Annotated in this window: 6 protein-coding genes; 3 read left to right on the top strand and 3 right to left on the bottom strand. The window is 38.9% G+C overall.

Annotated elements, in window-relative coordinates; all coding sequences use genetic code 11:
• The first annotated feature begins 24 nt into the window (after positions 1-24).
• Positions 25-864, top strand: a complete 840-nt coding sequence (locus tag UABAM_RS21050; RefSeq protein ID WP_151969969.1) for a PIG-L deacetylase family protein — start codon at positions 25-27, stop codon at positions 862-864.
• A gap of 3 nt (positions 865-867) precedes the next feature.
• Here the strand turns inward: UABAM_RS21050 and UABAM_RS21045 are convergent, their stop codons facing one another.
• On the bottom strand, positions 868-3,612 hold the full coding sequence (locus UABAM_RS21045; RefSeq protein WP_151969968.1) for a serine/threonine-protein kinase: 2,745 nt from the start codon (positions 3,610-3,612) through the stop codon (positions 868-870).
• A gap of 57 nt (positions 3,613-3,669) precedes the next feature.
• Positions 3,670-6,411, bottom strand: coding sequence for a serine/threonine-protein kinase (locus UABAM_RS21040; RefSeq protein WP_151969967.1), 2,742 nt, complete (start codon positions 6,409-6,411; stop codon positions 3,670-3,672).
• A gap of 107 nt (positions 6,412-6,518) precedes the next feature.
• On the opposite strand from UABAM_RS21040, the gene UABAM_RS21035 reads away from it, so the two are divergent.
• Together UABAM_RS21035 and UABAM_RS21030 are read left to right on the top strand one after the other, a co-directional pair.
• Positions 6,519-7,055 carry a DUF1697 domain-containing protein gene (locus tag UABAM_RS21035; protein WP_151969966.1) on the top strand — a complete coding sequence of 179 codons (537 nt, stop codon included), beginning with the start codon at positions 6,519-6,521 and terminating at the stop codon, positions 7,053-7,055.
• 119 nt (positions 7,056-7,174) lie between these two features.
• Positions 7,175-9,631, top strand: coding sequence for a hybrid sensor histidine kinase/response regulator (locus tag UABAM_RS21030; RefSeq protein ID WP_151969965.1), 2,457 nt, complete (start codon positions 7,175-7,177; stop codon positions 9,629-9,631).
• A 64-nt stretch (positions 9,632-9,695) separates the two neighbouring features.
• Here the strand turns inward: UABAM_RS21030 and UABAM_RS21025 are convergent, their stop codons facing one another.
• Positions 9,696-14,225: a serine/threonine-protein kinase gene (locus UABAM_RS21025; protein ID WP_151969964.1), complete on the bottom strand. Its 4,530-nt coding sequence runs from the start codon at positions 14,223-14,225 to the stop codon at positions 9,696-9,698.
• Positions 14,226-14,273 lie beyond the last annotated feature (48 nt).

Here is a 14,273-nt window from a genome sequence, read left to right as displayed (position 1 = left end):
ATCCAAACGCAAGAAAGAAAAACAATGTCAGAACTATCGAACTACCATACCGTTTATATCTCTCCGCATCTCGACGATGTGGCATTCTCATGTGCTGGTTCTTTGTTATTGGAGGAACAAAAACCGCTATCTATTACCATTTTTAGTGATGCGGAACCGGAGAATAAAAAACAGGCTTTTGTCAAACGACAACAAGAGGAAAGCGTTGCTGCTGTGCGCGGAAACTACGATTTTTTGTTTGCGGGATTCAATGATCTGCGCAATACAAAAAACGCGCGCTACTTTGGCTTAATTTGGGGGGAAATGGAGCCGCATTTAATTACCTCTGTTTACGAATATTTACAAAAAATAGTGGAGCAAACGCAAGCCAAAAAGCTCATTGCTCCTTTGGGCGTAGGGAGACACGTCGACCATCGAATTTGCTACGAAGCGGTTTGTAAATTACATTCCAACTACCCCGAGTTGGAAATTTGGTTTTATGAAGATCGTCCGTATTCTTTTCCCGTGTACTCTACCGAGGTACGTCTTGTGGAGCTTGGATACTCGGTAGACGTAGATTATGGAATGTATTTAGAAAGCCTATCAAAAGTACGTTACATGTCTCACAGGAATAACGAAAAAAAACTGGCGCGTTGTCGTCAACATGTGGAAGAGATTTCGGCTTTATCTAATCATAAAGAAGTCCGTGAAGTGCAATATATAACGAACCATAACTTGCCGCAAATTTGGAATATTGTTTCGGCGTACGCGTCGCAAGTTAAATTTTTCATTGGCAATGAACAACAATTTGCCGCAGAATGTCAAAATGTTGCTTTACGGTATAATAAGGAGAAATATGCCGAACGTCGTTGGAGACTATTCTAAATATTATTCTTTATTGATCAACTTTTTCACATTATCAATGCTTTTCTGTAACGCTTTCTTATCTCCACCGTATGCCATGGACTTTTGCCAACAGCGAACGGCAGCAGCATATTTTTTCTGTTGATAATACATAGCCGCTTTATTGGCGTATAAAAATGGATTTTGCGGCGAGAGTTGCATTGCTTTGTCGAAGTCTTTTATTGCTAGAGAATACTTTTCTTGTGTAACAAAAAAATAGGCTCTATTTCCATACGCTTCCACATTTTTTGGTCCAAACTTTACGGCTTTATTGAAATACTCTTCGGCTAAACCAAGCTTCTTTTGGTGAGTATACAAAACAGCTAAGCCCCAATACGCCCGAACATTATGAGGTCGCAATTCGAGTACCACGCGAAAATCCTTTTCCGCGAGTTCATAACGTTGCAGGTCTGAATACATACTGGCGCGGTTACTGTAGGCATAAAAATTGCCATTGTCTAGAGCAATTGCGGTGTCGAGACATTGCTGTGCGCGTTTGTAATTTCTCTCGGAAAGGTATATAAATCCATAACGCGAATAAAGAAAGGAATCCCTAAAACCCAAGGAAATAGCTGCATCGAAGTCTTTTTTTGCTAAATCATTGCGTTGGTTCCGATGATAAACCTGCCCGCGTCGATAGTACGTTCGCGCGTCTTTGGGAGATAATTTGAGAACGGTACTAAAATCAGCAATCGCAAGACGATATTTTTTGGCCTTATCGTACAATAGACCACGATTAAAATAATTTCTTGCGTTTCGCGGATTGAGTTCAATTCCTTTGCTAAAATGATACCGTGCTAATTTATATTTATTCCAATCCATATACATAAGTCCCATATTCCCATGCGCTTCAGATGGCTGATAGCCTTTATGTAGAACGAATTGAAAATCTTTCTCGGCCAAAGAATATTTTTTGTGTCGGCGATAAGCCTCCGCGCGAAACACGTAGTATTCTATATTTTGCGGCTTTATTTTTATCGCCGTCGTGAAATCTTTCACTGCCAAATCGTACTTGCGCATCTTTATGAAAAATTCACCGCGACAAATATAAAATTCGGCATTGTTTTTCTGTAGTGAAATCGCCCGCGCAAAATCCTCAAGTGCTAATTTGTATTCTTTGCGTTCGCCCCGCGAAATACCTCGATCCAGATACTCTTCTGCCGGATTACGTGAAAAATCAATGGCTTTTTTATAGTAAATTTCCGCTTTTTGGTACAACTCTAAAAAATGATATACATTGGCGATATTGTTATATGCAAGAGCAAGCTTACCATCGATGGCCAAAGCTTTTTCATACTCCTCAATTGCACGAAGATACTGCTTTTGTTTGGCAAAAACATTACCTATGTGTACATACGCCGTCGCATCCTTTGGATTTAAAGACAGAGCTTTTAGGTAATCCTGCATCGCTAAGCTGAAGCGTTCTGTCTCCAAATACAAATGACCACGATTTACATAAACGAGTAAATAATTAGGTTCTAGCTTAAGAGCGTAATCGTAGTCTTTTTTGGCCAAGTCATATTGCCGAAACTTTGCATAGATAAAACCCCTATTTCCATACCCTTCGGCATTTTGAGGATCTAGTTCGATAGCGCGTATGAAGTCGCGTTGCGCCATTTTGTACTTTCGCATGTGAGTGTAGGCAAATCCACGGTGAATGTATGCTTTTTCAAAATGGGGATCTATACGCAAAATATTATTTGCGTGAACGACGACTTTGTCATATTCCTTGCTTCCCATAAAACGAATGATTTGTGACATCGAGTATGTAATGCCGTCATCTGCGTCTTTTTTTTGGTGCGCTGCCATTTGCCAAATGAAGGGTAAGGACAACATACACAACACCAAAACAACGAATAGTGGCTTCACAATTCGCGATTGTAAAACATAGCTCAACAATGCGCTTTTTTCCATTTTTATGTTGCGCGACATCGCACGCGCCGACCTTAAACGCAGAGTACTATTTTTCTGCAACGCGTGCTGTAAAATACGTGATAATTTTCGAATGCGTGGATCACGAATAGGGCAAACTTCATGAAGTGGTGGTAAATGTTCTTCGAGAATACGTGTAATCGTGGATATTTGCATGCCCGCGTAAAATGGTGAGTTTTCTTGCCACGTTAAAAATTGATAAAAAATAATTGCCATGCTAAACACATCGCTATTTTTGGTAATTTTACCATGAATTTGCTCAGGGCTCATATAAGATGCTGTCCCTACTACTTCACCGCTTTGTGTCAAAGTCGTCAACTCTTTGTTTATTGACTTCGCAATACCTAAGTCAAGTATTTTTGGACAATAATAGTTTCCGGCAAGAATAATATTTTGTGGTTTTAAATCGCGATGAATAATTTCATGGCCATTCAAAACCACAACCGCATCGCAAATTTGCTGAATAATTCGCAATTGTTGGTCTAAATCGATACTATGGGCATGATGTTTGATAAAATGTGCAAGGGTAATTCCCTCAATGTACTCCATAACAATAAAATAACGGCCGTGCGCGACAAATAGATCAAGCGCTTTAACGATATTTGTATGATGGATTTTTTTCATAAAATAATATTCGCGTTTGATACGACGAATTTTCTTACGTGTATCGTTTTCTCCGATAAGGCACTCTTTTATGGCAACGTAATTTCTTTGGTGCTCATCGAAAGCGAGATAAACCTTTCCCATCCCACCTTGGCCGAGAACTTTTTGTAATAAGTAACGATTGTTGAGCTGCATCAAACTTCCCTTGTGTTGTTTACCTTATCCCTGTAATTCAATTCCATTGCCCACATCTCACTTCTTATTGATCAATTCTTTTACCGTTTCAATATTGTTTTGCAACGATTCTTTATCTCCTCCGCATTCTAGAGACTTTTCCAAACACCTCAGGGCCGCAGTGTATTTTTTTTGTTCATAGTACATCGTCGCCATATTTGCGTACAAAAGAGCATTACCCGGAGCGAATTGTATTGCTCTTTTAAAATCTTTTTCCGCAAGTATGTATTTTTTCTGCGTGAGAAAGAAATAGGCTCTATTGGCGTATGCTTCCGCATCTTTGGGCCCAAATTCGACAGCTTTGTTAAAATATTTTCTCGCCAAATCAAATTTTTTCTGGTCCGCGTACATAATGGCCAAATTGTTATATGCCTTTGTATTGCGCGGCTTTAACTTTAGTAGAGCAAAAAAATCCTTCTCAGCAAGTTTGTAACGCCGCAATCGCGAATAAAGAGCTGCGCGGTTTCCCAAAGCGAAGAAGTTGTTTTTGTTTAGTTCGATTGCTTTGTCAAAACATTGTTTTGCACGTTGATCATTTCCCTCAACTAGATATATATATCCGCGATTGGAGTAAAGATTGGAACTTTCAAAACCCAAGGAAAGTGCTTTATCAAAGTCTTCTCTCGCTAGAGAATGTCGCATTTGTTTCGCATATACCCTGCCACGTCTAAAGTATGCCATGCCATCTTGTGAATCTAATTTTAAAAGTGCACTAAAGTCAGCAATCGCAAGATCATATTGCTTTAAATCATCGTACATCAGTCCGCGATTAAAATAACTTTGTTTATTTTTCGGGTCGAACGCGATGGATTTACGATAATATTCTTCTGCTAACCTATACTTCTTCCAATCCATATATAGCAGTCCCATATTTCCATAAGACTTAGATAGGTTATAACGTTCCACTATCAAAAATTTGAAATCTTGTTCCGCCAGAGAATATTTTCGATCCATGCGATAAACATCAGCGCGAAGCCCGTAATAATCGAGTTCTTTGGGATTTAATTTTATTGCGGTGCTATAGTCATTGGCTGCCAGGCCGTACTTACCGATAAGTTTGTAAAAGTCTCCGCGGCGCATATACAATTTAGGATCGTGTTTTTTCAAAGAAATGGCGCGTGAAAAATCTTTCACGGCTAAATCGTATTTTTTGCGCCTTTTATACGAAATGGCTCTGTATACATATTCCGCGGCCAAATCGTCGGAGAAGTCAATCGCTTTTTGATAGTGTAAATCCGCTTTACTGTATAGTTCCAATAAATGATAAACGCCTGCTTTATTGCGATATGCGACAGAGAACCTGGGATTAATCGCTAAAGCTTTGTCATATTCTTCGAGTGCGCGAAGATATTGTTTTTGCTGAGCAAAAACATTTGCGATGAGTAAGTAAATCCTCTCATTTTTGCGATTTAGAGACAGGGCTTTTACATAGTCTTTCATTGCCAATTCAAAGTGCCCGGCTCTGAAGTTTAGTTGACCACGACTCATGTAAGCCTGTAGATATTTGGAATCGAGTTTGAGAGCGTAGTCAAAATCTTTTTTGGCCAAATCATATTGATTGCGTTCTGCATAAATGGCCGCTCTATTTGAGTACGCACTAGGGTTTTGTGGATCGAGTTCCATAGCGCGAACAAAATCTTGCTTTGCGATGTCGTATTGCCCCATCTGTGCATAGGCAAACCCGCGATGGATATACGCCTTTACGAACTTGGGATCCACGCGTAAAATTTTGTTGGCATGGACAATGACCTCTTGATGTTGTTTCGTTCCGAGAAAACGCACAATTTGCGACATTGCCACGGTGATTTCATCGCTTGTATCTTTTATGTCGTTAGTAGTTTGAAGTGTAAATGGCAGAGACAACAACATACACAGAGCCACAATGAGCAACGACTTGATAACTTTCGGTCGTAAAACATAGCTCCACAGCGAACTTTTTCCCACACGTACACTGCGCAACATCCTACGTGCCGACTTTAGACGCAGAGCACTATTTTTTTGTAGAGCGTGTTCTAAAATGCGCGACATGTGTTTCATACGAGGGTCTCCACTAGAGGAAATTTCTACAAGTGGTGGAAGTTGCTGTTCGATAATACGCGTAATCGTAGCGACTTGGCTGCCCGCATAAAACGGTGAGTGTTCTTGCCACGCCAAAAATTGATAAAAAATAATCGCCAGACTAAATACATCGCTATTTTGGGACACTTTACCGTGAACTTGTTCCGGACTCATATACGCCGCCGTTCCCACAACCTCATCACTCTTAGTGAGCGTAGTGAGTTCTTTATTTATCGACTTCGCAATACCTAAATCGAGTATTTTTGGAGAATAATTCTCTCCGGTAAGTATAATATTGTCCGGCTTTAAATCGCGATGAATAATCTCATTATCATTTAGTGCGACAATCGCCTCACAAATTTGCTGTATAATTTTTAGCTGTTGGTCCAATTCAAGGCTATATGGATATTGCTTGATAAAATGAGAAAGGGAAATTCCTTCAATGTACTCCATGACAATAAAATGGCGATTATGCTCAACAAATAAATCAAATGCTTTGACAATGTTGGGGTGATGGATTTTTTTCATAAAATAATATTCGCGTTTAATACGACGAACTTCTCTGCGTGTAGCATTTTCACGCATAAAACACTCTTTCACGGCAACATAATTCTGTTGGTACTGATCCAGTGCAAGATAAACCTTCCCCATGCCACCTTGGCCGATAACTTTTTGTAATAAGTAACGATTGTTGAGCAACATAAAGTCATTCCGTTTCTTTTTATAAATTGCAATATAATGCTACAGCTATGTTATAATGAATATTAGACATGACAAGTAAACAAAAATCAAGGACCAAAGGACAAAACATGTTGTATGTAGCGCTCTTACGCGGCATCAATGTCGGAGGAAAAAATAAAATCGACATGAAGATGCTAAAAAAAACATTTGAAAAAGCGGGGATGGAATCGGTACAAACCTACATCAATACCGGGAATATCGTCTTTTCACAAACCAAGCGTCCACAATCACAACTGGCCACCGTTTTGCAAAAAGCAATTTATGAAGATTTTGCCCTAAAAATTCCGGTACTGGTTCGCAACATAGAAGAATTTACGAATGTTTCTAAGGCAATTCCTGAGTTTTGGGTGAATGACAAAACAATGAAGTGTGATGTGATGTTTTTATGGGAAGATATTGACAATATTTCTATTATAGACAAAATCGAAATAACAGCGAATATTGACACGGTCATCTATGTTCCAGGAGCGATTTTATGGCACAGTGATCGCAAAAATGCTTCGCAAAGTGCACGAGCAAAACTAGCGAAATCTCATTTATATCAAAAAATAACGATAAGAAATGTCAACACTACACGCAAAATACACACAATGCTACAGCAGTAAAAAAAATACATTTCATTAAAAATTTGTAAAAAATAGAAAAAAAAGTAGAATAAGCGCCGACCTTAAAATATAAAGTCAAATATCTAAAAGTAAATTCATTTTAAGTGCAAAAGATTTTAATGATGATAAAAACAAAATATATCATTTTCATTTTGGTCATGGTATTCAGATTGCATGCGCAAAGCGATGTTGTTTTACATGAAAAACAAAATTGCTATTTAATAGGCCAACAAATACAGTTTTTGCATGATAAAGATCAAAAGCTAGATTTTGCGACGGTATCATCACCACAATACTCTTCCAAGTTCACACAGAGCACTGCAAAAATACCTAATTTGGGGATGGGTGACACAACATATTGGCTTAGGTTCACAATTGATAACCAAAGCGAACAGCACAAAAAGTGGATTCTAGAAATAAAATTTTTTAGATTTAAAAAGATCATCTTATACCATGAAAAAAACGGTCAAATACATAAACAATACAGTGGTTATTTCCATCTTTCTCAAAGAGAAATAGTACACTTTTACCACGCACTCCATCTAACGGGATCACAAAAAACAACATACTACTTACAAGTAGAAAACACAGGTCCGTTTTTTTTCCCGGTTGTATTGTGGGAAAAAGATGAATTTACCAAAAATCAAACCAACGAATACATGTTATCATTTTTTTATCTCGGCATCATACTCGCACTGGTTTGGTATAATCTGTTTCTATTTGTCATTTTAAAAGATGTTTGTTACTTATACTATGTCACTTACATTGTCAGTATTTCCCTACTAACTATGTGTACACGAGGCTTCATATTCTCTTTCTTTACAGATGTGCCTGGAAATATTGTGTACTCCAGCTCTTTGATCTCCGGTTGTTTGACCATCATATCGCTAAGTTCTTTTAGCATAAACTTTCTCAATATCCCCAAAGAAAACATTACTCATACAATAATCAGCACCCTACGTATATTGGGTTTTCTTTCTATACCTTTGAGTTTTGTGCACCATCATTTCGTTATTTTTGTCATTTTAATCCTCGGTATTCTCAATATCATTACCATTCTCGTCGCAAGTTTTCACTCTTTAACCAGTGGTTATAAACCCGCCAGGTATTTTTTGTACGCTTGGAGTGCTCTGTTAGTTCTTGTTATCCAAATAATTTGCCAACGTTTAGGCATTATTAGTAACTATCTCACAAATTTTGGCTTCCTGTCGGGAATTATTTTTCAATTTGCCATTGTGTGGGACGCGGTATTTTTATCCGTTAGTCTCGCCGATAGAGTCAACACCATCGCCAAAGAAAAAGAAAATGCCCAGCAAGAAACTTTACAGTTAAAAAACACCCTCAATCAACAGCTCGAAAAGCAAGTAAAAATAAGAACTCACGAACTCTACGATGCGAATACCACGCTAAAAAAAGAGATAGAACAACATAAAAAAACCGAGCAGGCCTTAAAAAAAGCGACCCAAATCAAATCTGATTTCCTTGCGACAATGAGTCACGAAATCAGAACACCAATGAATGCTATTTTGGGCATTGCACAGCTCATGAATAACACATCTCTTGACGACAAACAACAAAACTATGTCAATTTGTTAAACTACAGTAGTCAACACCTTCTCTCTCTTATTAATGATGTATTAGATTTATCAAAACTGGAATCGGGAAAATTCGAACTGTCTTTAAAAACGTTTTCCACTGAAAAATTTTTACAAGAAACCGTCCGTATTTTCGATATAAAAATGGCGGAAAAGAATCTTAATTTTATTTGTAATGTGTCACCAGAATTTCCCAAGTACTTAATTGGAGACAGCGTTCGTATCAAACAAGTCCTCATCAATTTAATCAGCAATGCCATCAAATTTACCGAATGCGGATCTATTACTTTATCTGTAGAAACTGTTTCAGTCAACAACGATACAGCACACATAAAGTTTAGCGTAGAAGATACGGGCATCGGTATATCTCAAGACAAAATAGAAAATCTATTCAACAGTTTTGTACAGATCAATTTGTCGAGTACAAAGGAGGAACAGGGTACAGGTCTTGGTTTGACAATATCTCAAAAAATAATACATTTCATGCACGGAAAAATTAGAGTAGAAAGTTTTGAAAACAAAGGCTCCACATTCCACTTCACAATTCCTCTAAAAATTGACAAAACAGCACCACATGAAGAACAGAAGGTACCGCAGCAACTACCACGAAAAAAAGCCTTGTCTATTTTGCTCGTAGAAGACTGTAAAACAAATAGGCTGGTTGCCATAGAGTTTTTGAAGCATTTAGGTCACAAAGATATCGATATCGTTGAAAATGGAGAAGAAGCGATACAAAAAACCGTAACGAAAAAATACGACCTCATATTTATTGATTTTCACATGCCAGTAATGGATGGCCTAGAGGCAAGTAAAATTATCCACGAACGCGGAAATCGTCCCATCATCATATTATTAACCGCCGATGTGTTTACCGAAACAGAAAATTTGATACAAATTGACGATAAGCTTCTAAAACCATTGCGCTTACCCGGTTTACAAAAAGTATTAGACAAATGGATACCGACAATAAACAACGCATAGCTAGAAGTAAAACAACAAGATGTCGCTTTATTTCTATGAATTCGTTTCGCAGAACATCACAAATTTAGCGTAGGGAAGATTGCAAATTCTGCTGAAGTACCGAGTATGATTGCGCCCAGTCGTTATTGTCCTGAAAATTAAACAACTGCAATCCACCAAGGTTTCCAGGCAATACTAAATAACTCCAATCTGGTGAAACATTCGCAACTCCTTTTTTTACATAGGCCTTGGTTAACGACGTGCGAAAGCCATTTTTGATATCATACATCACAACGTCGTTTTCCATAAACATAGCTAACAAATCCCCGTCGGGAGAAAAACTCAAGGTTTTGAGTCCTTCGCTAAAATGCAACGGCTTTTTTTGTTGCTTCACGGTCCATCCGTATGTGTCGTCGCGTTGGAAAAGTGTGATGATTCCATTGTATGTGCAACCTACGGCCAGCATGTTTTTGTTGGGATGCCATGCAATCACATCGGTACGATTTTGATGATCGGCATCGAGTACAGAAAATAAAGGATTACCTATTTTGTCGACAATTTGAACGCCTCCTACGGATTGCCCCTGCCTTGATTTTACATATCCTAAGGCAATCCATTCACCATCAAGACTAGTTTGAATTCCCGTGACATCAATTGCCATACTGTATTCACGCACTTTGCGATTTTTTTTAATATCAAAGCATGCCAGAGTATTTTCCCCCTTATCACACAGCAATCTGTCGTTATCCAAAAAATCAATTGCACTGATGGTGCGATCACTCAAATTGAAAACTTTCTTACCATCTGCCGTGCGAAAAACACTTATGGTTCCTTTGCGATATAATATTGCTAGGTACTTCTCGTCGGGGGTAAAGCGCAAGATATTCACTTGGGGAAGCAACAGAGAACCAAGCATTACATTGGTATGTTTTTTTCGATCCCACAAAAAGACAGTACTGATATACGCAACAGCGACATAGCGCGCTTTACGACTAAATACCGCTGGCTTATGTAATGCCGACTTCACTGCCAAGTTTTTAAATTTTTTATTGAAAAACTCGCGACGACGTTCATTAATCGCCAGTGCTTCCTCGTAGCGATGGCGAATTTCCCATGTTTGGTAACTGATTTTACCCCCCGGAGCAGACCCAACAACAGCAATACAGCGATCTTTATTGGTAAAAGCTATTTTTCCAGGGCTTGTATTGTGAAAAGTTCGTCGGAAAATTACTTTGCGATTGTGCATATTCCACAAGATGACCTGCTTATCCTGTCCAACGCTTGTCAACAATTGCCCATCACCATTAAAACACAAATCAAAAATATCACCATTGTGTTCGCGGAGTGAGGTGTGGGTATTATTTTTTAAGTCATATAAAACAACATTCCCTTCACGATCTCCGCATGCAATCGTGTTGCCATCAGGGCTGAAAGTGACCGGAAATTCGTCACCGGGAACGACAAATCCCAAAGCTCTGGCTTGCCAACCAGTGGCCTTTTCCCAAACGGTCAGTTCACCATGCATTAGGCTTACAAGTTTGGTGTTGTCAGGAGAAAAAGCCAGCGGATAAATATTGGTGAGCATCGAACCGATAGGTAGAACTTTTTTCTTACCACTCTTCACGAAGCACAATGTTATGTCTTGCGGTGATTTAATCGCCAATATCTTGCCATCATGAGAAAAGGCTAAACGACGGTGGATATCTTGCGGTTTATATTGATACGAAAATCTTTTTTTCTTTTTTGTCGCAAGGTGAATGATCTCGACAAAGTTTTCACCCAAGGCTCCTACATATTTTCCGTCTGCTGACAACGTTAAGCGAAAAAATTTGCCCTCTAAAGCAAGTTCTTCGGCTTGTTCATTTGTTTGTGGATAATAACAAAAAGCACGCTTACCAACGGAGTGACGCCCGACAAGACAGGCAACCACTTCACCATTTTTTGCGATGGCAATTTCACCATTGTTGCGATAATGTTTTTCCATTTTAAGTAATGGCAGATGCAATAAAATATTGTATTTAAATGTCAAGAGCATATCCTCAATATTTTGCGGATTGCCTCCACTGTTTAAAATCTTGTATGCCTCCATAAAATGCCGTGTGGCATCGGTATAGTTATTGTTGTTGATTTTTTCCAAAGATCTCTGCCACAGTGTGTCGGCCAATGCCCGCGTTTTTTCCTTGAGAAATTTATCTTTTTCGCGATTGGCTTGCGCGAGTTTGTTATTCATTTTGTTCAATTCTTTATTGCTATCTTGTAACTTTGTCACAAGTTTTTTATTTTCATCTAAAGCTTTTTGCTTTTGCCGATTTGCTTCCTCTGTTTCGCGCAAGGCGAAATGTGTTTGCAACCACGAAAAAGAAATCAAAATCATCGCGATATTAACCACAACAACGAGTGCTGCAATTGCCGGACGACGTTGACACCACTTAACCACTTGCTCGACAAGTCCAGGCGGACGTGCGCTAATCGGTAAATTATTACAATAATTTTGTAAATCCCGTGCGAATGTTCCTGCGGTTTGGTAACGTTTTTTAGGATCTTTTTCCAAACATTTTAAGCAAACTATTTCTAAATCGCGATCGATATCGGGATTTAGTTGCCGCGGGGGAATGGGATCAACATTGTAAATTTGATTTAAAAGATTTGCGGTGCTTTGCCCTTGAAATGGTGGACGTTTGGTGAGAGCTTCGTAAAGTGTCGCTCCCAACGAATAGATGTCTGCACGACGTGTGATGTTTTGTCCATCCGCTTGCTCGGGAGACATATACGCCAAAGTCCCCAACATTGTACCTGTCTGCGACAATTGAGAATCCCCCACTTTGGCAAGTCCAAAGTCCATCACTTTTGGTTCTTCTCCCACAATCATAATATTCGCAGGCTTGATATCGCGGTGAATAATTTTTTCTTGATGCACACAATGAAGCGCCTGAGCAATTTTTTGTACCACTTCGGCAATTTTTTTCATCGGTAGACGTTTATTTTGTACAAAACTTTTAAAGGTAATACCTTCGATATACTCCATTGTATAATAAGTTTGTGGCGTATTTCCGTACTCGAATAGTTGCACTATATTCGGGTGATTTAAACTAGCAATGGCTTGGATTTCTTGCATAAATCGCTTAATGCCATCTTGTTGCAAATGCTGTGATTGTACTACTTTGAGTGCAACTGTGCGATTTAGTTGTGTGTCGCGTACTTTGTAGACAACTCCCATTCCACCACGTCCCAATTCACCTTCGATTTCATAGTGGTGAAATGTATTGCCAATTTCTATTGTCGGAGAAGGAGCGATTAGATTTTCTAGCGTTGCAAAATCTGTGGCAAGCGGCTTGTTGGTAGATTCTTTCTCTCCTGTTTTCTGTGTAGATAGATACTGCCAATGCTGGGGATTAGGCTGTTGAGAGAAACGCAGTATCAAATCTTCAAGATCTACAATAAGCTCTTGAGCTTGTTGATAACGTTTATTTGGATCTTTCTCTAAACAGCGCATGCAAACTTTTTCCACAAGTTTAGGTATTCCAGGGTTTATTTCACTCGGAGGAGTAATCGTTCCATAGACAACTTCGTTAAGTATTTCGCTCACCCCCTTTGCTTCGATCGCACATTTGGCAGTAAGCAGTCTATAAAAACACGCTCCCAGAGAGTAAATGTCCGAACGACCATCAAAGCTACTCACTTGCCCTTGCACTTGTTCAGGAGACATGTAACGCGGGGAACCTGGAACGCGGCCCGACATCGTCATTCTTTCAAAATCGGTAACTTTTGCGATACCAAAATCCATAAGTACCGGTTCAAAATTTACGTCGATCATAATATTTTCCGGTTTGATATCGCGATGAATCACATTATTGTGGTGGGCATAATGTAATGCTTGGGCTAGTTTTTTGATCAATTCCACGGTATCTGGTATGGGCGGACATTTTTTCAAATGATTTAGGCTAAAACCATCGATAAAGTCCATCACCAAATAGTAACAACTTCCCTCGATTCCGGCATCGCGGAAACTTACAATATGCCGATGCTTTAAACGCATTAGGATTTCTTTTTCGCGATGAAAGCGTTTTATAGAAGATGAGTCAGATCCTTTGGATGGCAAAATCAGTTTCAAAGCACATATTTGCGAATCTCTAGTGTCCATTACTTTGTACACAACACCCATCCCACCGCGTCCTAACTCCGAAAGGAGTTCATAGTGCGCAATGTACCGCTTTTCATTAGCACCACTATCATTCCACAATGAATTCACTTCTTTTTTGTTTAAAAGTCCTTGTTGCAAAAAACGAGTGGTGATGTTTTGAAAATTTTCCCCGGAAATCATGTTGGGTTTCATGAAGTAAAAGCGTTGGGCGGTATTGCTGTTAATGGAGGCTTGAAATAAGCGTTGAAATATATCGCTGTTGTAAGCAATACGTCCTTCTTGCTGTGCATAAAATAAAAATACATACTCGATATACAACCAACGAAACTTTTCCCACTGTTGCGATGAAAGGACATTATGCGCTTGTAAGTAATTACGTAGGTTTCCTTGATGGAAAATTCGTTGTAATGTCTCATGGCCAATTTTGTTAAGCGCTTGAACATAATGTGTCAGCAATTGATCTTGAGATAACATAACTCTCCCCTAGTTATGAATGCTAGATAGGTGAAATCACCTATCTAT

This window comes from Candidatus Uabimicrobium amorphum, assembly GCF_009002475.1.
GTDB classification, from domain to species: domain Bacteria; phylum Planctomycetota; class Uabimicrobiia; order Uabimicrobiales; family Uabimicrobiaceae; genus Uabimicrobium; species Uabimicrobium amorphum.
Note: the sequence above shows the minus strand (reverse complement) of the source record. Positions and strands in the feature narration are given on the sequence as shown.